This window comes from Pontibacillus salipaludis (assembly GCF_014642405.1).
Classification (GTDB): Bacteria; Bacillota; Bacilli; order Bacillales; family BH030062; genus Pontibacillus; species Pontibacillus salipaludis.
The window spans coordinates 24,937-46,404 of sequence record NZ_BMIN01000010.1; the positions used below are offsets into that span (position 1 = coordinate 24,937).

The window sequence follows — 21,468 nt, forward strand, 5'->3', positions numbered from 1 at the left end:
AGTATAGTTCAGTATGTAAGTATGCACTTTTAGGTTAGAGACTAACCTAAAAGTAAGAAAAGGAGGGCAAAACATGGACGATACTCTCTTAACAGATGAACACGGAAAATTAAAATGTTCGATTCAATATACACTAAAGAAAATGGGCGGGAAATGGAAGCCGGTTATCCTTTGGCACCTTGGAACTGAAGGTGCTTACCGATATAATGCACTCAGACGTTTGTTACCAGGGGTGTCACATAAGGTGTTAACGCAGCAGCTGAAAGAACTAGAAACTGACGGATTTATTCACCGTAAACAATACGATGAAATGCCTCCAAAAGTTGAATATACATTAACACATAAAGGGACAACGCTAATGCCGATTCTTCATGCGATGCATGATTGGGGAACGGCGAATGGCGAGGATTTTTGCGAGTAATGTCTCGGCAAAGTCACGAAAACACTCAGATGTTAAGGTCTGAGTGTTTTTTAGTAAGTCTACTGTTTTTCTGCGTACACCATATGCAAAATATTGTTAAACGAATGGGTGTGTACCTTGTACCCAAGCTGTTCAAACCAAGCCACCAAATTCGATCGATTCGCATAGTATTCATCTTCAATAGCAAAAATCGCTTCCTGGTTGCCAGCATCTTTGAAATCACCAACAACACACTCACGATCATGTTGATCAGCAAACATAAGATCCACAATTGCAATCCGTCCATTAGGCTTTAAAATACGGTCCATCTCCCTAAGTGCCAGCTCTTTCTCTTCTTCTGTCACATGATGAAGAGCATAACTCGTCGTAATGAAATCAACCTCACCGTCCATGACGGGAAGCGCGAGAAAATGTCCATGACGAACGTCGATCTGCGGGTGTTTTTCTTTGCACACGCTAAGCATTTCATCCGACTGATCCACACCTATGATACAAGCCCCCTTGGGGGTAAACTGTGAACCAAGATTCCCTGTGCCAATGCCAATATCAACACCCTTTTCCCCTTCTTTTGGTTGAACAACTTCAACGGCCTTTTCTAGAGCTTCTTCATAATGTTCATGAACATTAAAACGATAGCCATTCATCTTCAGACTCTTATCATAGTCACGCGCCTGGCCGTTAAAATCCCACTGATCCTGCCACCCTTTACGCTTCTCCTTCACGTTTTTCAACTGATCAGCTAGGGCGAAGATATCTTCTTTAACGAACCCTTCATCCGTACTCTTATCTAGCATTTGATCAATTGTTCCAATCATATCTTTGATTTCTAACCATTGTTCATATAGAGCCGAGCGTTGCACATTTAAATAACACTCAACCTCTTCTTCATTTTGAAGCGTGTGCTTAATTTGCTGCGTGGACATACCCACTTCCCTTAGCGACAAGATCGTTTGGAGTTTCCATAGATGATGTTCATTGTAGGAGCGATAATCGTTTTCTCCTTTGTCAGGCTGAATCAATCCCTTTTCCTCATAAAAACGAATCGTTCTCGGCGTCGTATTTAAACGATTAGCGGCTTCTTTTATTTTCAAAATATCGTCCCCCCCTTTTGTTTATAAATCTATCGTAAACCTTAACGTCACGTTAAGGTAAAGAGGTTTTTTGGCAATTTTCATTTATGTATAATGAACCTATCTATAAAAGATCGGGGTTATGTTATGAAGAAGTTCTTTTTATTTCAGATGTTTATCTTTAGCGTTGGCTTTGTACTAAATGTCCTACTTAACCATTACATTAGCCCACCATTTAATAAGGTGGACGTCATAGCTATAATGGTTGCTTCCTTAATTTTCTTTCCTTTTATAAATCAAATAGATAGGATATATAACCCCTTTATAAAGATCAATAAACGAAGTAAAATCGTTTTGTCCATATTTGCATTCCTTGCAGCCGTGATACTGGTTGGATTTGTAGAGAATGTTTGGTTTACAATTACCGGAAAAATGTTATTTGATTTGTGATAAGCTTTCTATTCTCTCCTTCAATTAGTTCTTTAAATAAAAAAGCTTCAGTATTAGTCCATATACTCAAGCTTTTGAGGGGTTAAACTTATGTACACACACGCTGGATACACCATTCATTTACGCCTTTTATTGTCCATACTTTTTAACTGTACTTCTAAAAAGATCATTTAAATCCTTTGTAATATCTACACTTCTTCTTTTGGCATTCTGCAAATAGATTTCTATTTCTTCCATTTGTTCTTCAATAAAAGCATCTACATGACAAAGTCGATGCAACTTTGTTTGACTCGGATTATGGACCTTAGTTTCTAATAGAGATCTTAATTCTTCGTTTAGACGTTTATTGTGAGCCAGCGCATCCACAGCGTACCAGATATTAATCCCAAATAATTGACCGGATTTCATAATCATGAAACACATCAAAACGGGTCGCACTACATTGAGATATTTCTTAACCGCTACCTCCTCCCCCTGCCCCAGTTCTTTCAAATTCCGCTTCGCCATTTTGTGATAATGGTGCAGTACCGCTATCGGATTAAATGCCTTCTGGGCGAGGTCTCGTACCGTATTCATAAAACCTTCATCCTCATCATACACAATATCAGAATGAAGCCACTCAAGAATCGATGGATTCGATTTTTTAAGAAGCTGCAGCGCCTTTCGTAGTTCCCAACCGCTCATATCCAATTGATTAGAAATCGGCTTTTCAATGACATCCCGCTTCTCCTCAACGGATAAATACCAATCAAGAGGGTGGACATAAATAAACCGCACATCATAGTCACTCGTTTCATTCGAGATCCCATACGCACGACTCCCCGCCTCACACGCGTACAACACCTTCACATCATATTCCCTCTCAAGTTCTCTTACCTTCTCAATCACCAAATAAAGCCTCCCTCATCACTGCACAGCACTAAAGCGTGCCAGGCACTCTTCACCACTCTAAAGCAACAGCGCGTGCCAGACACCCTTTATTCTGCTAAAGGGTGTCTGGCACGGTTTTGTTTGTTATGGTTTAGTGTACCACGTTAGAGGTCATCGAATCCGTTGTCTTGGTAGTGAACTTTGGTGTACTGGCGTGATTTCTGTTCGAAGAAGTCTGATTTTCCGCTGTTGACGTCCTGATAGGCTTTTATCCATTTAAGAGGATTTTTGGCATAGCCTTCAAATGGTTTCTCGGCACCGAGTTCTTTGCACCGTTTATTGGCCATGAATTTGATATAGTCCTCAACTTCTTGCATCGATAAACCTTCAAAATCATCACCGATAATATAGCGTCCCCATTTAATCTCTAGGTCGGCTGCTTCCTTAAATGTATCCGTCACAAACTGCAATAATTCACCGGTATTATAGTCAGGATTTTCAGCGAGCACTTCTTTAAAAATGTGCTGAAATAAATTAACGTGGATCTGTTCATCTCGGTTAATATAATTAATCATCGTACTCGTTGAAACCATCTTTTGATTACGAGCTAAATTATAAAAGAAAGCGAACCCTGCATAGAAGAACAGGCCTTCTAATACAACGTCATACACAATCGACTTTAAGAATGATTCGACCGATTCCTCTTCGACAAAGTCTCTGTAGCCTTCCGCAATGAACGCATTTCGTTCTAGCAGGACTTCATCATGCTTCCAATATTCAAATATAGCATCTTGTTCTTGCTTATCAACAAGTGAAGATAATACATAGGAATAGGACTGATTATGAACAACTTCCTGAAAGGACAGCACCTGCATAAGGGCTGTTAAGCTTGAGTCTGTTAAATAGTCAGCTACTTTCCCACTGTAATCGGTCTGAATCGAATCCAAAAAGGCCAGAAGCCCAATAATCTTCTTGAACGTATCCTGCTCTTTATCGCTCAGTTCGCTCCACTGCCTCAGGTCGTTCGCCATATTGATTTCATTTGGGATCCAGAAGTTTGCTAGCATATTTTTATACATCGGGTAGGCCCAGCTGAATCGTACATCATCCCAGTTTAATACGTTTGAACTTTTCCCATTTATAATGCCCGTTGAACGATTTGGAGCATCAATGTCATATAGGTTTCTCTTTTGTAATTGAGTCTTCACGCTTTTCCCCTCCTTAAGATGAACAACTTTCACAGTCTTCAAGATCCTCTGTACTTGTTGAACGCATATAATACGTTGTTTTACACTTCTCTCTCCAAGCTGTCAGATGCATGTCTAATAGCTCTTTCGCTTGAACCGTGTTCTTCACGTACATATTAAACGAAATTGATTGGTCAATATGACGCTGGCGGGCAGCGTTTTGACGAATGCTCCATTTCTGATCGATTTCGTACGCAGATTTATAAAACCAATAAGTAGTCGGTGTTAAATCAGGTGCCGTAACAGGAATCTTATAATCTTTCTTTTCTTCTGAGTAAAATTTCTGGAAGATTGGGTCAATACTCGCTGTACTACCAGCGATTAAAGAAGTTGAGGAGTTTGGTGCAACCGCCATCAAATATCCATTTCGTACGCCATTCTGTTGAACCACATCCTTTAATGCCGTCCATTCTTCATTGTCATACCCTCGATCCGTAAAGTAGTCGCCCGTTTGCCACTTCGACCCTTCAAAGTAAGGGTAAGCACCTTTCTCTCGCGCTAGCTCATGACTAGCTTGAATGGTGAGATACGCAATCTTTTCATATAACGAATCGGCGTACTGAACAGCCTCTTCTGACTCCCAGCGAATCCCTTGTACAGCCAGAAGGTGATGCCATCCGAAGGTTCCAAGTCCAATACCACGGTAGCGCTGATTCGTGAGCTGTGCTTGTAAGACAGGGATGTTGTTCAGCTCTATGACGTTATCAAGCATACGCACCTGTATCGGAATCAAACGCCGAAGCGCCTCATCCGGGACAGTTTTACCAAGATTAATACTCGATAGATTACAGACAACAAAATCTCCAGCATCTTTCACAGTGACAATTTGACCATCCTCCGTGTAGTGCTCTTTCACCGTCGTTGCGCTTTGATTTTGCGTAATTTCCGTACATAGATTCGTGCAGTACACCATTCCTTTATGGCTATTGGCATTCTTACGGTTCACTTCATCACGGTAAAACATAAACGGCGTACCCGTTTCGAGCTGTGAGACCATAATCCGCTTCATAATGTCGATTGCCGGAACCTTCTTTTTCTCTAAACGAGGTTCATTCACACAATCCCAATACTTTTCTCGGAAGCTACCAGCACCTTCTTTCTCATCATAATAATCTTCTAAGCTATACCCCATTACCGTTCGTACTTCATGAGGATCGAATAAATACCAGTCTTCCCGCTTCTCTACCGCTTCCATAAACAAATCGGGTAACGTGACGCCTGTAAATAAATCGTGGGTACGCTGACGGTCGTCCCCGTTATTCAACTTGGCATCTAGGAACGAGAAGATATCACGGTGCCAGATATCCAAATACACGGCAATCGCCCCCTGACGCTGCCCAAGCTGATCGACACTTACGGCGGTATTATTCAGCTGCTTCATCCAAGGGATTACACCCGAACCCACACCTTTAAAGCCTTTAATATCACTGCCGCGGGAACGAATTTTCCCAAGGTAAACACCGAGTCCGCCTCCACTTTTCGATAGATTGGCAATGTCTGTATTACTGTCAAATATGCCTTGCAAACTATCATCAACCGTATCAATAAAGCAACTCGATAACTGCCCGTAGCTTTTCCCTGCGTTAGCAAGCGTCGGTGTCGCCACGGTCATATACAAATGACTGAGCGCCCAATACGCTTCTTTTACAAGATCAAGACGGTGATCCGTATCTTCTTCCGCCATTAGCGTCATCGCAATGATCATAAATCGTTCCTGAGGGAGCTCGTATAAACATCCATCATGGTCTGTCGCCAAGTACCGGTCAGCCAGTGTTTTCAACCCAATATAGGTGAAGAACGCGTCACGCTCTGGAACGATTTCACTTCCTAATTCTTTAACCTCTTCTTTCGTATAACTTGTTAACAGACGTTCGCTGTAAATCCCTTTTGTATGTAGCGATTGAATAAGGGAATAAAAGTCTGGATAAGCTTCTTCCTTTGTATGGTGGCGATGAAGGGCTGCTTGTTCATACAAATATTGAGCGTAAATTCGCGCACATAAAAATGTCCAATCCGGCTCTTCTTCATCCATTTGATCCAACCCTTTTAAGATCACCTCATTGTAAAGTTGATGATAGGATTCGATCCCTTTTGTTTGAATCAACTGATCGGCAAGCCTACTTAACCTCTCTACATCAAGATGTGGATACTCTTTATATGCTTCTTCTAAAACAGCGTAAATCCCCGTACTTTTTTGAACGATTGTCATGTGATAACCTCCTCTAAAATAAAAAAACCCGTTCCTCTTCCACTCGGGAAAGAGAAACGGATCAAACGACAGGACAACAAGACGAACCAACGTTAGGCTCATCCAGCTGAGGCTATCGTTTCATCTTCTCAATCCCCGAAGAAAAAGAAACTTTTAGCGAGGGCAGGCAGGTCTCCTGACTCGTGCATCGTCCTACTCTGAGACCTTCCCATGCTTTTTTAGCACAGTGGAATCTCTCATTTCGTCCACACTTACAGTTGCGGGGACAGTTCTGGGCTTTCACCAGATTCCCTTTCAAGCCTTGAATAGGCACCTTGCAACTCGCTTATAAATCAATATGTAGTGTTTCATTTATATACATCCATATATCTTGTGTATATCGTAATAGATTTCATCTATGAAATCAAGTCTTGAAGTTTAAAGAGAAGAGTAGTAATGGTTATTTTCGAAATCTTTTACAAATGAACACTCCTTACCATATAATGAGAAAAAGCAATTGGATTAAGGGAGGTCGTTACATTTGCTTTACAGACCTAGAAAACCTGTGATTCAGAAAGATCTTTCACCAGAAGAACAAGAGTACTTAGAAAGTCTCCCACAACAAAACCACTTAGGTATTCTGGCCATGTTTTTTGGCGGGATTGGCTTTGCATTTGGCTCATTTTACATCTCTATTCCCACTGCCGCGTTAGTATATAGCATCATTACAGTCCGCACGTTTGACCGAAAAAAACACGATAACGCATGGCCCTTCTTTATAGGGCTTGCCTTAAGTACGATCGGCATTGTCCTCCATATTTTACAGTACTCCCAGCCGTTTATATAGATCCTACACAATAGCAAATTCAGTTATTCTTCGCATCAAAAAACCTGCTCTATATATAGGGCAGGTTTTTTTGGGGTTATTTCCCTTTCGTTTTAAACCAGTTCACACAAAGAACAATCAACAACAGAGCCGCAAATCCACCCGTAATAAATTTTATAAGAGCACTGTCTTGATAGAGATAGATCGCCACGTACCCCCAAACAAAAACGAGAGGAAACAAGTAATCTTTTTGCAGAAAATGAAAAGCCAGTGCAATGAGGCCTCCGGCTGTGAGCATAATAACTGCCCAACCAAGTTCACCAATGGAAAGAATCTCCTCAATTCCATTCCCTTTTATCGCTACAAAGGCCGCAACAATGGTCGCGATTGATGTCCACCCTAAATAGATCGAGAACGGAATGCGATAATTAGTCGATGATAAGCCTAACCCTTGAATAATCGTATACACCACACAAAGCGTAAGTAGTGACAACGCGATAAACAGGATCGAAGGGTTCGTACCCACTACGACCGATGTTCCCGATAAGATCATACTAATCGGGAACCAAAGACCAATGCCCTTCACGACTCGATCCAATTCTTCGTCTGCAAAAAAAGATTTCACAACGAACCATAGTAGCAACAGGTAAATAAGTCCCCAAATCGAAAAGGCATACGGCGCAGGCATAACATAAACTTGTTCCATGGCCCCACCCATAAAGTCCGCAATGAAAACCGAAGTGACAATTAAATAAACAAAACTAGCCAGGTTAAACAATTTAAGTACTAGTGCATTCATGATGCATGTTCTCCCCTCTCGTATGTGTATATGTACTTCCACTCAAGAAGTACAAAATGGACAACTAGTACAGTGTATGTATGAAACATACAGGAAATCCATCATTTCCACCATATTTCCTACCCCATGCCACATTTGTGCCACAAATGACCCTTACACTGAACAAGTACTTTTAGAAGGAGGCATACATATGAAAAAAATAGCAACCGGAACACTAGCAGCTTTATTAATTGCAAGCGGCTGCCAAGACGATACCACGACAGATGAGAAAGAAACTGAACCATCTAATCCGTCGGGTTTTGCATTTGAACAACTCGGAGAATTTTACATAGGAAGTGAGTCAGGGGACTCTTCTTCACAGTCCTTTATTCACTCGTATATCCCAACCAATGCCGATGAGTCATCTGTTGTCATGGTGCCTGGATTAGGCTTAAGTTCTTATATTTATAACACAACACCAGATGGCCGAAATGGCTGGGCCTATCACTTCGCTGAGGATGGACACCCTGTTTACACAGTTGATACGTCTGACCTTGTCGTCTCTGGTTTAAATCCAGAACCCTTCCAAGCAGTGAAATCGGGACAAGCTGACCCTTCCACTCAACCATCTCTATCTGACTGGGAAGAAGGGACAGTATGGGCACGCTGGGGCTTTGGTTCAAGCGAAGGTCAGCCGTATGAAGATACACAATACCCAACAGAATCTATTGACCAATTCTTTAACGCGATCCCCCCTCAAATTTCGCAGACGAATGCATCATCAGGCAGCAGCCAAGGAAATAGTTCAGCTCAATCCTCGCAGCAGGGACAAGGGAAAGCTTCCGGCGGTCAAAGAACGGGAACGGATACAACAAGTGGCAAAGCGAGCAGTTCGAGGGTAAATACACAAGAAGTCGAGAACATGATTAAGCTATTAGAAGATAAAGGCCCGTCCGTGCTACTCGTTCATTCCATGGGAGGCGAAATTGGTTATGAAGTTGCAAGACAGCGACCAGATCTTGTCAAAGCGCTTGTAGCAATTGAACCTGTTGGGTCACCTACCAACGAAGAAGAAGTAATAGAGAAGTTCGCCGACATCCCTTACCTTATCGTGTACGGTGACTATATAGAATCTCGTAATCAAACCGGCAGACTAGAAGCTACTAAAACAACAGCGCAGATTATCAGAGACAACGGTGGCACAGCTGAAGTAATCGAGTTAACAGAAGAAGGCATTGATGGAAATACACACATTATGATGCAAGATAAGAATAACGAAGAAATTGCTACGATCATTACCGAATGGTTAGACGAAAACGTAGAATAAGATCGTCCCTATGAAGAAAACCTACTAATTGCAGAGCAATTTCGCTAGATCACACTACCTTACAGTTCAAACCAAGGAAACACAAAAAAAGCATGGTCCCAATAATTATGGGAACCATGCTTTTCATCTATCCGGACACAGGGCGCTCTTGAGCAGCGGCAGGAAAGATTGAATCTGATTGAGGGATTTTAGCGTCTTTTTCATAGGCTTGTTGAAGTTGCTGTGTTACAGGTCCTGGCTTACCCGTTCCAACTTGAATATCATCTACCTTAACGACGGGCATTATTTCTGCGGTACTGCTCGTAATAAACAATTCATCAGCCTCCGCAATATCCTCTAAACTAAATGCCGCCTGAATAAACGGGAAGCCAAGTTGAGTCGTCAACGCTACAACACGCATACGAACACACCCATGCAGAATATTTTCTGTTGCAGGATGCGTGTAAACAATTCCATCTTTGACAAGATAAACATTTGATGAGCTACCCTCTGTTACTTTTTTATTCCGATGGAGTATGGCTTCAAATGCACCCTTTTCAGTCGCTTCTTGCTTAGCCATAACGTTTGGTAATAGATTTAAACTTTTAATGTAGCAATAATCCCACCGAACGTCTGGCTGCGTGATGGTTGTAACACCGTTTTGCAAAGGTTCCACTTTCCTAGGAAGGTCCTGCACATACGCATACAAATTCGCCTGAACATCTTTAGGGAAAGCATGATCACGAGGAGCTGATCCCCGCGTTAATTGTAAATATACTTTGGCATCAGTTTCTACACTGTTTTTTGTAAGAAGTTCATCTAATTTCTCATACATTTCTTCTTTCGAGTAAGGCACATTAATCTTGATTGCCTTTGCCGAACGGAACAAACGCTCTACGTGTTCTTTAATTAAGTAATAGTTTCCGCGATAGATTCGAATAACTTCATAGACTCCATCACCAAACTGAAGCCCCCGTTCTTCAAACGGATAATAAAGCTCATCGCGATTTACAAACCCCTGATCCGTTAACAAATATGGCTTTATACTCATTTTGAACCACCTCATCTCGTTAGGTTACTCTTCTTAAAGGGACAACGACTAGTTCCACCTGTCCCATTATAAATTCCGGTTCGATATAGTGTATCAAATTGTCGCAACATTGTGTACAGTTATGCTCTAATTGTTAGGCTTCTGTAATGTAATCTTTTTTTAGATACTCTTTAATCATGGGGATGAGATGGTTTTAGCAAGGGGAGAGTTCCTATGGGGATAGGAACTCTTCCAACTTGAGCCGGTGCGCTGACCTCCAATCATGTACTGTGCATACTTGAGCCGTTATTTCTCTAACTCGAGCCGTGCATCCCTCTTCTTGAGCCACTCTCTCACCACTTGAGCCGGTTCGACTGGACTTGAGCTGTTATTTTTCCCTCTTGAGTCATTAATTCGAAAACTTAAGCCGGTTTCCTCCGCTCTTGAGCCGCAAACCCCTAACTTGAGCCGGTCGCCCACGATCTTGAGCCATTAAACTGAAACTTGAGCTGGTGCGCCGATCTCCAATCAGTGCTGCGCATACTTGAGCCGTTATTTCTCTAACTCGAGCCGTGCATCCCTCTTCTTGAGCCACCCTCTCCCCACTTGAGCCACTCTCTCACCACTTAAGCCGGTTTCCTCCGCTCTTGAGCCGTAAACCCCTAACTTGAGCCGGTCGCCCACAATCTTGAGCCATTAAACCGAGACTTGAGCCGGTGCGCCGATCTCCAATCATGTACTGTGCATACTTGAGCCGTTATTTCTCTAACTCGATCCGTGCATCTCTCTTCTTGAGCCACTCTCTCACCACTTGAGCCGGTTCTACTGGACTTGAGCTGTTATTTTTCCCTCTTGAGTCATTAATTCGAAAACTTAAGCCGGTTTTCTCCGCTCTTGAACCGTAAACCCCTAACTTGAGCCGGTCGCCCACAATCTTGAGCCATTAAACCGAGACTTGAGCCGGTGCGCCGACCTCCAATCATGTGCCGCGCATACTTGAGCCACTCCCCACACTCTCAAGCCACAACCCCAAAACTTGAGCCTCTCCGCCCCGCTCATAACATCAACCACCAATTAAAAAACCACGAAGCCAAAGAGCTTCGTGGTTTCCCAACTTAAATTTAGTTCACTTTTCCATATTGAAGTTCATTCACAATACGAGTTTCATCCTTGTGAATAGACAACTTCAACGTCGGGGCAAGGGTTCCCCCGAAATGTTCATATTGGAAATCAACGGGTTGAGCTCCAACTTCTTTTAAGCTAACGTCTCCAAGATCGATATAGTTTACAAAGCTAATCACGTTTCCATTTGGAAGGACAATCCATGAATAAGCTTGGAACGGATTATCTTCTGGATTAGCTACAACAAGACCACTTTCGTTTAATGGCTCATAATTCCCATATAGAGAGTCTGCTGTAAATCCATACAGCCCATCTGGTCCTTCGATGCCAGGGGAGAAGGTAAACTTATGGCTATCCACAAACAGATAGTACTGATTTCCCTTCATTACGAAGTGAGGACGTTCTAGCTGTTGGTTTACGCAATCCGCTTCAAGTACAGGCGGTAGGGTCTCCCATTCTGTGTAGTCTTCACTATCTAATTTCGCTAAGCCAACATTACCATTGTAAGCTGATGCTTCATTAGAAACTTCAGTCGATCCCTGATACTGCTCATCTCCTATGTTACGAGGCTGACACGTTTGTTCACTCGCATGTCCTGCTGAGTTCCCTTCAAATGTAATGTATTCTTCTCCTGTTTTAGGGTCTTCGAAGTACCATGGATCACGGAAGGAATACAAAATCCCGCCTTCAGACTGTTCTTCTGTCTGATAGTACTCGCCTTGTGGTTCAAGGATGATATCATGAGACCAATCTGAGAAAGAAATCCCATCTTTTGATACGCTCATCTCACCATTCGCAAGGGCTAGACGTTGTTCATACGTAATTCCATCTTCACCTTTTCGTCCTGTTGCTGTGTAGAATAAGTGGATTTTGCCATCTTCCACCATCGCTGAACCTGCCCACTGTCTCGAGCCGTATGCTTGTTCAGGATCAAAGGCTTCTCCACCCATTTTCCAGTCCTGGCCGTTCTTCGAGTAAAAATAACGAATCGTCGCAATGTCGTGACGCTTACCTGGAAGTACATCATCAGGAGCTGTTAAAGCGAAAATAACTTTATAACCATTTACCTTAGCGACAGAGCCATCTTTATTCCGTAGAGGCCATGTATCCCAAACCCAGTGGTTCGGCGCCATCTGTTCAATCTCTTCCTTTTCAATAAGTGGTGCCGTATTGCTCGAATCACGTTCAATCTTGCTTGCTTCCTGGTGTGACCAAGCCGCTGGACTTTCACTTTTAGGCTCTGCATGTAACATTGTTGTCGGAAGCACACTCGTTACCGCCAACACAGAAGCCATCAACACCTTTTTCACATTTCTCAACTCCTCTTAATTTAATGAAGGGACAGGTACGCTTCTATGCATTAAAGCACTGACATGTACCTGTCCCCCTTCACTCATTCACATCACTAAAGGGTTGTTCCTTTTTCGTGGTGTGTTATTTAATTTTAGGGAACTTCGATTCATTAACGATTTTTGTTTCGTCCTTATGAACAGATAGTTTAAGCGTTGGAGCAAGGGTACCACCGAACTTCTGTTCACCGTCTTCTGTATTGTACTTGTTTACGAAGCTTGATACTTCACCGTGCGGAAGGACTACCCAAGAATAAGCTTGTAGCGGGTCATTTTCAGGGTTCGCAATAACAAGACCAGAATCGTTTAATGGTTTGTAATCACCGTGTAGTGAATCACTTGTGAAACCATAAAGACCATCTGGAGCAGTTATTTGTGGAGCGAACGTAAACTTATGCGTAATCGTGAATAGGTAATATTGGTTCCCTTTCACCATAAAGTGTGGACGCTCTAATTGTTGGTTCACACAATCTGCTTCTAAGATTGGCTTTTGAAGATTCCAATCAGAAAGGTCTTCCCCTTTCTTCGCGATTCCGACTGCACCGTTATAAAGCTTTGCATCTTCAGGCGCATCATGAGTCTGTTGGAATGATTCACTACCATAGTTGGCAGGTTGACAAGTTTGTTCAGAAGCTGTTCCTGCAGAGTTTCCTTCAAATACTAAGTATTCTTCACCAGATTTAGGATCTTGGAAGAACCAAGGATCACGGAAAGAGTAAATTACTCCTTTACCTTCAGACTGTTCTAGTGTCTGATAGTGTTCTCCATCTGCTTCAAGTAAGATTTCGTGGTCACCATTACTTGTAAGTTCAACACCATCTTTATTTGTTTCAATATCAGCGGATACTTTTGCTAAACGCTGCTCATATGTTTTCGTTTCATTCGATTTACGACCTGTTGCTGTATAGAACAAGTTTACCTTACCATCATCAATCATAGCTGAACCTGCCCATTGGCGAGATCCTAGAGCTTGTTCAGGATCATAAGCTAAGCCGCCCATCTCCCAACTCTTTCCATCTTTAGAGTAGAAATAACGAATCTTTGCAATACCATGACGTTCGCTTGGAGTTACGCCTTCTTTCTTAGCCGTTAAGGAAAAGATCACCTTATAGCCATTCACACGCGCTACACTTCCATCGCGATTACGCAGTGGCCACGTATCCCATACATGGAGGTCTGGAGCAATATCCTTAATTTCCTCTTCAGAGATTTGCGGTGCTGTGTTTTCGTCCGTACGCTCAATCTTATCTGCTTGTTCCCAGGACCATACGGAAGTATCTTCGTCCACCTCAGCCTGGACTTGCGTGGATAATGACCCTGCAACTAGCGTTGTCGCGAGCGCTGTTGTCACCACTGCTTTGCGTTTTAAGATCGATAAAAAGTTCTTCATTTCTCTCCTCCTTAAAAATTTTGTTATGAGAACTCTCTCACACTCTCTCACTTACCTTTTCTCTCAGTGCAAGAAACTGATATATTTCTATCATTTATTCATACTTATTCATGGTTAATACAGTCCCTTTTATATCCTTTTTATTACATAAAAGCCTCTTTAACGAGCATACATACGTTATTCTCATTTTGAATTAAGTCAATATTATTAATAAAAATCCAATTATATACAATTTGTTCTAACAAAAAAAAGAGCACTTTTTTAAAAGTGCTCTTACATCATCCATCTTAATTAATACTTTGCCAAAAATGAAACACTTCCTTATTCCCATTTTGGATCGTAATCGCTTGTGAGCCCATTTGTTTCCACCCTTTTATAAAGGATGATCGAAGCAAACGACGATTTTGCTCTCCTGTGAGAGGGTCATTTACGTAAATGTACTTGGAATCATAACCTGTAATGACAACCGAATGCTCTCGGTACGTCACACGAATGGCTCCATTTGATGTATGCCATGTCACCCACTGTTGTGGTGGGAGGGTATTAAAGCGAGAATTTTGGATTACCCAGACCGGATTACCTTTTGCAACTTCACGAAGAATCTCTTCGAACGGTTGACCTGTTAAATCAACCGCAAGGTCACCTACATAAGAAGTTGCCAGTTCATGAATTGGCTTGTGATACACACCTAGCCCTGGGTTTTTATACGTATACATATCTCCTACAAATCCCTCGTTCGGATCTCCAAAATAGACCTTTCCACCTTTAACTTGGTAGATCTCTGGATTTTTCTTCACTTTTCTTGCCAGGTCCATTTTATCTACTTCAATCCCCTTTGAGTGAAGAACCATGGCAAGACTCGTTACTTCACAACCGCGTGGAAGTTCAGGCATTTGTCGAATGACAGGGATCTTCATTCGATAAGAATCCGGGATAGGCTGGTTTATGCTAGAAGCCCATGTCACGTTATACTTTGCCATTATGGGCATAGCCACGATATACAATACGATTAAAGTTACCGCAAATAATTTCTTCATTCTTTCACCTTCTTTAAGAATCAAAGATTATTGTGACCGTTTTTGAACCAAAATATAAAGAAGAATCTCACACAAGAGGAGGGGGCAGAGGTGAGAAAACCCAAGCATTACCTTGAACAGTTCTATACGGTTGATAAGAAGAGCGGTGATTTCCTGATCGAAATTAAACTCAAGGAATACGACGACATCTTTAATAATTGGGATTCCTCTGTATATAATGTCCGGGATTTGGATAGCAGCCTTAAATCGTTCATTTCCGATTGTTCACAAGACATCGATTTGTCTCGGAATGTTGGACTGCGTTTCCACTTATCCAAAGAACAACCTGATCTTGATAAAGAGGAGACAATCCGGGAAGGCATTCATAAATACTATGAATATTTACTATTTGTCGAACGAAAAAATATCACCTTTAAGCGTAGGCAGGCTTTTCTGTTCATGCTAATCTCGAGCGTGTTTATCATCGGTTCATTCTATTTAAGAAATGCAACAGACTTAGCCTTATTTCAACACTTCCTTCTTGAAAGCATTACGGTTGGGAGTTGGATATTTATGTGGGAAGCGTTTTATATGTTATTTATTAATAGTCGTGACGAGCTTAGAAAACAAAAAGAATACAAAAGATTAATACGGGCTCCTATCCTATATTCCTACGACTAAACGAGTATCTTTTGTTACACTAAAGGGGAGTTCGATTGGAGGATATTGGCATGCGGTATGTGTTGTACTTCGGGCCATCGGTGATGATTTTTATTGGGTTGCAAATTTTCTCAAGCGTTCCACTCACCTTTTGGCTCTTCTATAGTTGGTTACTCCTCGTCCCATTAATCGATGGGTTGCTTATAAAGCGCAATACGTGGCGCGAAACATTGAACTGGATATGCTTTCACAAGCCGCACCACTCCATTAAGATCGGACTAATCAGTGGAATTATTGCTTTTATATCTATCTTCGGTGGAGTGGCTGTTCTTCATGATTGGATTATAAATAAAGAAAAAGCCATATCACTTTTAGAAAGATGGGGAATTACAGACAAAGGCATTATTGTGATGGTCCTCGTTCTGGTCGTTATTAACCCTATTCTTGAAGAAACGTATTGGCGCGGATATATGCATACTAAAATTGTGGAACGAAAAGGACTTAGACGAGCCATTTTCATCACGGCTTTTTTCTATTCTTTGTACCACCTCCTTTCCCTTGTTCCCATTTTTGAGTGGCCTGTTAATTTTTTGTTTGTGGTTCCCGTATTTGTCGCAGGATTATTCTGGGGATGGATGAGGCACAAGTACAATACCATGATCGGAACAATGGTCAGCCACTCCCTAGCTGATATCGGAATTGTGTGCGTCTATTTCTTCTTCATCCGATAACATTTTAAAAAGGAGTGAACGTATGATCCAACTAAAGTCCGTAGAACTCCAGAAAAAAGCAAAGAAGAATGAGTATCCTTTCTCGCTTCCGTTCATTCAAACATTTGATCACCTTACCTTTAACAAACCTATTACAATTCTTGTTGGCGAAAATGGTACAGGTAAATCCACATTTCTAGAAGGGCTCGCCACTAATGTTGGAAGCATCCTAATCGGCGGTGAGTCTATTGACCTTGACCCTTCCCTCGATCCTGTGAGACCTTTAGGAGATGCCATGAAGGTAACGTGGAGAGCCCGAACGAAAAAGGGACTCTTCTTTCGGGCAGAGGATTTCATTTCGTTTACGAAACGAATAGCAGAAGTACGCGATGAATCGAAAGAAAAATTACGTGAAATTAAAGAAAAAGATCCGTATTCGCTAGAGGTACTCCCCTATGCTAGAACCGTCCATGATCTCAAGCAATTATACGGGGAAGGATTAGAGATCCGTTCACACGGTGAGAGCTTTTTGGATCTCTTCCAAGCCCGGTTTAAACCAGGAGGCGTATACATACTAGACGAACCGGAGGCCCCGTTGTCTCCATTAAAGCAACTATCCCTCATTTCTATGATTAAAGAGATGGTGAAGAAGGATGCTCAGTTTATCATCGCCACCCATTCTCCAATGTTAATGGCGTTACCTGAGGCTGACATTTATCAGATTGAAGAAGGAGAACTGAAGAACGTTTCATTTGAGGACATTGAGCACGTTAAATTAACGAAGGATTTTCTGAATTATCCTGAGCGTTTCATTCGCCATTTATGACTACATAAAAAGCTTGCGCTTGATCAACAAGCGCAAGCTTTCCTATTGCAATCATTAAGACGATCCTCTATCAGAAAGATTACTCAGAATCCCTAGTTAAGCCATAGCGGAGTTTTGATTCGAGTGGATCTCGTTCTTTCATTTTTGGTACGACAGCGGGATATCCTATATGAAGAAGCCCTACCAATTCTTCAGTCTCACCTATATCAAGGAGTTTTTTCATTTCTTCATCTTGCATGAATCCAGGCGTTTTCCAAACGACTCCTATCCCCTTCTCCCAAGCGAGTAACGAGAAGTTCTGAATTAAGCTTGAAACAGCTCCATAATCATCACGGTAGACTTTCTCTTTTTCATTTACATTCATAATGACGGCTAGCATATGAGACGGGGCATCATCTGCAATCGGCTCCTCTTCCGGAACTGGCTTGCCTTTCTTAAGCGCCTTTTTGCTCTTAATGAGATGTTGCAGAGGCGCTTGATCGTGACGATCTAATACGACAAAACGCCATGGCTGCGTCATTTTATGATTGGGTGCATACCGTGCGATCTCTAATAGTTCCTCTATAGCAGAAACGTCTACTTCTTCTTTCTTAAAGGAACGAATGGATCTTCTATTCATAATGGCTTCTCTTAGTTCCATCTACAACTCTCCCTATAATTGAAACTCATTCTCATCTACCTACAATTATAAGGATAAAAAGATCAACGTCAATGATAACTGTTCTCATTTCGTGTTGGATTTTACAAATCACCTCCAATACCCGATTCAATTAATAACCACGCAAGCGCTTAAGCTCTTGCGTGGTCCTTATTCACTTATTTTCTTCCCAGTTCTCTAAGAATTCATCTACTTTTTCAATTTCCTTTGTTCGTAATACCACTTTTCCTTCGTCATTGATAAGCAGGACTTCCCCATGCTCATTAAGATTATAAGCTAAGAAAACAGGGAGCATTACATTATACGTGGAAGGCGATAGTGGATTGGATGGTTCCTGTATAGATAGTGGATTAGAAAGCGCCAGGCCACGATGTTCTTTCATCACATCTTGCATTCCCTCAACCTCATCTTCTCCTTCAACATATATGGCACTAAGCGTCCCTTTTTCCTTAGGTAAGAGAGCTTGTATAAACTCTTCTACCGATTCTGGTGTATCGTATTCAATATACTCTACGGTTTCACCATCTGGCTTATACTTCACATTCAAACGACCAAATTGTTCTACAAGGCACGTAGCTTGTTCGCTACAAACAATATCTATCGAGCTCGTTGGTTCTCCGTACTGTTCTCTCACGCTCTTCATCGTTCGAGGAACTTCCATTTCCTTAGTCTTGGCTACCTCTACACGGATTTCGCCCACATCATTATCTTCGCTTAGAGAAACACCCATCACTGTTGTTTTTCCTTCTTTGTATACCGCATAGGGGGGCCCTTGATCTGGATTAGGACTGTAAACATTCGCCTCTCCTAATTGTTCTAACACTGTGTTAAAGGAATCCCCTAGTGTAATACCGTTAAGCGTATACACCCCTTTCTCTACGTCTGATTCCGGCGATTGGTATAAAAGAGGAAGGAAGTCTTTCAGATCTTTTAGTTGATCTGTCCGATAGAGGAGCTGATCATTCTCAGAGTCAAACACATAGGCAATTGGAAAATACATTCCCTCTGGCCTTGGGTTGCTTGCTAGTATGCGTCTAGCTTCCATAGATTTATCAGAAAGGACGCGTGTCTCCTTCATATAGTTTTCCATCGGTTGTTTATTATAGAGATACTTCCACTCCTTATCTTCTAACTCTTCCTCATCATCGATGACAACCATTTCATAGCGGAGATCTTCATTTGCTTCTTCTTGGCCAAAGCCTGACTGATCCCCTTGAGTTAAATTCATTTCTCCACTCCCAGCATAAACGACAAATAATATAAGGGCCGCCATGCCCACTATACTTGCACCAATTTGACCAAGTCGTTTAGGCCCCTTCATAGAAAAGCGTTTTTTCTTATGACTCATCACATACTGTTTCGTTTTTTCTTTATCCGCCTCAACCTCTTTCAAGGAAGTCTCTTTCATAGATTTTCGAAGGTTCTTCAATTTGTCATCAACACTCATTCCGACCCCTCCTCGTACATGGATTTGAGCATTTTCCGTCCGCGATTCAATCGTGTTTTCACCGTGTTCACTTTCACACTCAACACGTCAGCGATCTCTCGGATCTTCATATCATCAAAGTAATGCATAAATATTACTTCCTTGAATTTCGTTGGCAGCGCCAGCACACGCTCTGACAATATCTGATCTTCCATTGATTGAATGGTAATCGATTCAGGGTGATGCTCTTCAACCGCAAGATTGTCTTGTTTTTGACTTTCAAACGTTAAGAAAGCCCGAAGCTTCTTTTTCCTTAGCTTATCTTTACATTTATTTATCGTAATCCTATATAGCCACGTACGTATGCTAGAATCATTTCGAAACGTATCAATCTTGTGATAGCACGTTAGGAAAACATCCTGCGTAATCTCCTCAGCCAGCGCATGATCCTTTACATAGGTATATGCAAGCCAGAGGATCTGCTGGTTATATTGGTCAATCATTCGCTCAATAAATCGTTCTCTCATCTCTTCATCCTGAAGCATTTCCTGTATCTCTCCATCCATAATTTCCAAGGTGGCACTCCCTCCTCCCTTTCCACTACCTTTGACGTAAAGATTGGAAAAAGGTTCCCGTATGTATTAAAGAAATTTTAACAAATAAAAAGAGACCGCACGTGACGGCCCCTCTCCTTCTTAAGATATAAACTTCCTGCCAACCTTCTTCCCTTCGTACGTAAACAACACGCTACGCCCTTCCACCATTGTTTGCATATGAACAGTGCGCCCCCATAGCTGATACAAATACGGAAGAACTCGCTCTAGATACGTCAGGTCTAACTCCACGTCTTCAAAATGATGCATTAAATACAATTCTCCATTCCGTAAGTAATCCCCGTCCTGCACAGTGATGTACGGGAAGCCACCGTTTACTCGCATGGTGACGAGCTGATCGCGAACGGCTTGGTAATCTTTTTCCGTGATCTTATAATCCCTGCCCTGCTTTTGGAACAAATATAAATCTTCTTTAAAGCAAAGGTCCTTCGTTAAATAGTTTCGAATAAAGGAGATGTCCGACTCGATCTCTCGTACCTCAAACATTTTCTCCCGACCAGCCCCAGGCTTAGCGCCATTTAACTTCATTTCTTCAGTCGGATTATTATACCGCTCTTCAATATCTTCAAATATTTTAAGACCTAAATAGTACGGATTGATTTGCGTTCTAGATGGCTGTACAACGCCAGCATTCAGTTTCGCAAACTCGATTGCCTCATCGCTTGTTAAATCCATTTCGCGTAAAATACGTGCGTGCCAATAGGAAGCCCAGCCTTCGTTCATGATTTTTGTTTCAAGCTGAGGCCAGAAATAAAGCATTTCTTCCCGCATCATGGTTAGCACATCACGTTGCCAAGGCTCTAGTTCTCTGCTGTGCTCTTCAATGAAAAGAAGAATATCTTTCTCTGGGCGCGGCGGGAATTTCTTCCGCTTCTTCTTAGGTGCCTCTTCTTGCTTCTTCGCTTCATCAAGAGACCATAAATCGTCATATGGTGTAATTCGTGCTGTTTCTTCCTCTTCTTCCTCAAGGTCTTCAAGCGACCAGGCGAGCTTCGGACGGAGGAGTGATGGATCGATATGTTCTTGAATGGCTAAGACGGCATCAATAAACTCTTCGACATTTTTACGTCCATGAACCTTCTCATAATGAGCAACACGCTCAGCCGTTGCCGACATCTTCTCGACCATGTCACGGTTCGTATTCTGAAAACGAACATTGTTTTTAAAGAAATCACAGTGGGCCAATACGTGAGCAACAATAAGCTTGTTTTGCACTAAGCTATTCGTATTCAATAGGAATGCATAACATGGGTCAGAGTTGATCACGAGCTCATAAATTTTACTCAAACCCAAGTCATAATGTAGTTTCATTTTGTGATACTGTTTTCCAAAGCTCCAGTGAGAGAAACGGGTCGGCATTCCATATGCGCCAAATGTATAGATAATGTCCGCCGGGCAAATTTCATAACGCATCGGGTAGAAATCAAGCCCAAATCCTTCAGCGATTTCCGTTATCTCGTCGATCGCATATTCAAGCTGCTTATTATATTCACTACTCACATCGATCTCCC

19 protein-coding genes and 1 riboswitch are annotated in these 21,468 nt (G+C 41.9%); of the genes, 6 read left to right on the forward strand and 13 right to left on the reverse strand.

Annotation, left to right across the window (positions count from 1 at the left end):
- Window positions 1–73: 73 nt before the first annotated feature.
- Entirely contained in the window at window positions 74–421 is a 348-nt protein-coding gene (locus IEW76_RS11925; protein WP_188654122.1) for a winged helix-turn-helix transcriptional regulator, read from the forward strand.
- A gap of 59 nt (window positions 422–480) precedes the next feature.
- Here IEW76_RS11925 and IEW76_RS11930 read toward each other — a convergent pair whose 3' ends face one another.
- The 4 genes from IEW76_RS11930 to IEW76_RS11945 form a co-directional block, all read right to left on the reverse strand.
- Window positions 481–1,512 carry a MerR family transcriptional regulator gene (locus IEW76_RS11930; protein WP_188654124.1) on the reverse strand — a complete coding sequence of 344 codons (1,032 nt, stop codon included), beginning with the start codon at window positions 1,510–1,512 and terminating at the stop codon, window positions 481–483.
- Window positions 1,513–2,070: 558 nt separating this feature from the next.
- A complete protein-coding gene (locus IEW76_RS11935; RefSeq protein WP_188654126.1) occupies window positions 2,071–2,829 on the reverse strand; it encodes a nucleotidyltransferase domain-containing protein in 759 nt (252 codons plus the stop codon).
- 146 nt (window positions 2,830–2,975) lie between these two features.
- A complete protein-coding gene (locus tag IEW76_RS11940; RefSeq protein WP_188654128.1) occupies window positions 2,976–4,019 on the reverse strand; it encodes a ribonucleotide-diphosphate reductase subunit beta in 1,044 nt (347 codons plus the stop codon).
- A gap of 13 nt (window positions 4,020–4,032) precedes the next feature.
- Entirely contained in the window at window positions 4,033–6,267 is a 2,235-nt protein-coding gene (locus IEW76_RS11945) for a ribonucleoside-diphosphate reductase subunit alpha (RefSeq protein WP_188654130.1), read from the reverse strand.
- 148 nt (window positions 6,268–6,415) lie between these two features.
- Window positions 6,416–6,599, reverse strand: a riboswitch (cobalamin riboswitch).
- 188 nt (window positions 6,600–6,787) lie between these two features.
- On the opposite strand from IEW76_RS11945, the gene IEW76_RS11950 reads away from it, so the two are divergent.
- The gene (locus IEW76_RS11950) at window positions 6,788–7,093 is read left to right on the forward strand and encodes a cell division protein FtsK (protein WP_188654132.1); all 306 of its coding nucleotides are present in this window, start codon (window positions 6,788–6,790) and stop codon (window positions 7,091–7,093) included.
- Between the two features lie 76 nt (window positions 7,094–7,169).
- Here the strand turns inward: IEW76_RS11950 and IEW76_RS11955 are convergent, their stop codons facing one another.
- Window positions 7,170–7,871 carry a TspO-related membrane protein gene (locus IEW76_RS11955; RefSeq protein WP_188654133.1) on the reverse strand — a complete coding sequence of 234 codons (702 nt, stop codon included), beginning with the start codon at window positions 7,869–7,871 and terminating at the stop codon, window positions 7,170–7,172.
- 190 nt (window positions 7,872–8,061) lie between these two features.
- Here IEW76_RS11955 and IEW76_RS11960 point away from each other — a divergent pair, with 190 nt between their 5' ends.
- Window positions 8,062–9,177 (forward strand): alpha/beta hydrolase family protein, encoded by a 1,116-nt coding sequence (locus IEW76_RS11960; protein WP_188654135.1) that lies wholly within the window; start codon window positions 8,062–8,064, stop codon window positions 9,175–9,177.
- 127 nt (window positions 9,178–9,304) lie between these two features.
- On the opposite strand, the gene dat is transcribed toward IEW76_RS11960, so the two are convergent.
- The 4 genes from dat to IEW76_RS11980 all read right to left on the reverse strand — a co-directional run bounded on the left by dat (window position 9,305) and on the right by IEW76_RS11980 (window position 15,084).
- On the reverse strand, window positions 9,305–10,207 hold the full coding sequence (gene dat / locus IEW76_RS11965) for a D-amino-acid transaminase (protein WP_188654137.1): 903 nt from the start codon (window positions 10,205–10,207) through the stop codon (window positions 9,305–9,307).
- 1,100 nt (window positions 10,208–11,307) lie between these two features.
- Window positions 11,308–12,618 carry a glycoside hydrolase family 68 protein gene (locus tag IEW76_RS11970; RefSeq protein ID WP_229721222.1) on the reverse strand — a complete coding sequence of 437 codons (1,311 nt, stop codon included), beginning with the start codon at window positions 12,616–12,618 and terminating at the stop codon, window positions 11,308–11,310.
- Between the two features lie 124 nt (window positions 12,619–12,742).
- Window positions 12,743–14,047: a glycoside hydrolase family 68 protein gene (locus IEW76_RS11975; protein ID WP_188654139.1), complete on the reverse strand. Its 1,305-nt coding sequence runs from the start codon at window positions 14,045–14,047 to the stop codon at window positions 12,743–12,745.
- 287 nt (window positions 14,048–14,334) lie between these two features.
- Complete coding sequence (locus IEW76_RS11980; RefSeq protein ID WP_188654141.1) at window positions 14,335–15,084, reverse strand: C39 family peptidase; 750 nt, start codon at window positions 15,082–15,084, stop codon at window positions 14,335–14,337.
- Window positions 15,085–15,174: 90 nt separating this feature from the next.
- Between IEW76_RS11980 and IEW76_RS11985 the strand changes: the two genes are divergently transcribed.
- From IEW76_RS11985 to IEW76_RS11995, 3 genes are read left to right on the forward strand one after another with little or no spacing between them, the layout of a single operon-like run.
- Window positions 15,175–15,744, forward strand: coding sequence for a hypothetical protein (locus IEW76_RS11985; RefSeq protein WP_188654143.1), 570 nt, complete (start codon window positions 15,175–15,177; stop codon window positions 15,742–15,744).
- Window positions 15,745–15,794: 50 nt separating this feature from the next.
- Window positions 15,795–16,454, forward strand: a complete 660-nt coding sequence (locus IEW76_RS11990; RefSeq protein WP_188654145.1) for a CPBP family intramembrane glutamic endopeptidase — start codon at window positions 15,795–15,797, stop codon at window positions 16,452–16,454.
- Window positions 16,455–16,476: 22 nt separating this feature from the next.
- Window positions 16,477–17,259, forward strand: coding sequence for an AAA family ATPase (locus tag IEW76_RS11995; RefSeq protein WP_188654147.1), 783 nt, complete (start codon window positions 16,477–16,479; stop codon window positions 17,257–17,259).
- 79 nt (window positions 17,260–17,338) lie between these two features.
- On the opposite strand, the gene IEW76_RS12000 is transcribed toward IEW76_RS11995, so the two are convergent.
- The 4 genes from IEW76_RS12000 to IEW76_RS12015 form a co-directional block, all read right to left on the reverse strand.
- Window positions 17,339–17,899 carry a nitroreductase family protein gene (locus IEW76_RS12000; protein ID WP_188654150.1) on the reverse strand — a complete coding sequence of 187 codons (561 nt, stop codon included), beginning with the start codon at window positions 17,897–17,899 and terminating at the stop codon, window positions 17,339–17,341.
- Between the two features lie 172 nt (window positions 17,900–18,071).
- Window positions 18,072–19,364 carry a hypothetical protein gene (locus IEW76_RS12005; protein WP_188654152.1) on the reverse strand — a complete coding sequence of 431 codons (1,293 nt, stop codon included), beginning with the start codon at window positions 19,362–19,364 and terminating at the stop codon, window positions 18,072–18,074.
- Window positions 19,361–19,909, reverse strand: coding sequence for a sigma-70 family RNA polymerase sigma factor (locus IEW76_RS12010; protein WP_229721226.1), 549 nt, complete (start codon window positions 19,907–19,909; stop codon window positions 19,361–19,363). The genes IEW76_RS12005 and IEW76_RS12010 overlap by 4 nt, the downstream gene beginning before the upstream one ends.
- 129 nt (window positions 19,910–20,038) lie before the next feature.
- On the reverse strand, window positions 20,039–21,457 hold the full coding sequence (locus IEW76_RS12015; RefSeq protein ID WP_188654156.1) for a SpoVR family protein: 1,419 nt from the start codon (window positions 21,455–21,457) through the stop codon (window positions 20,039–20,041).
- Window positions 21,458–21,468: the final 11 nt, after the last annotated feature.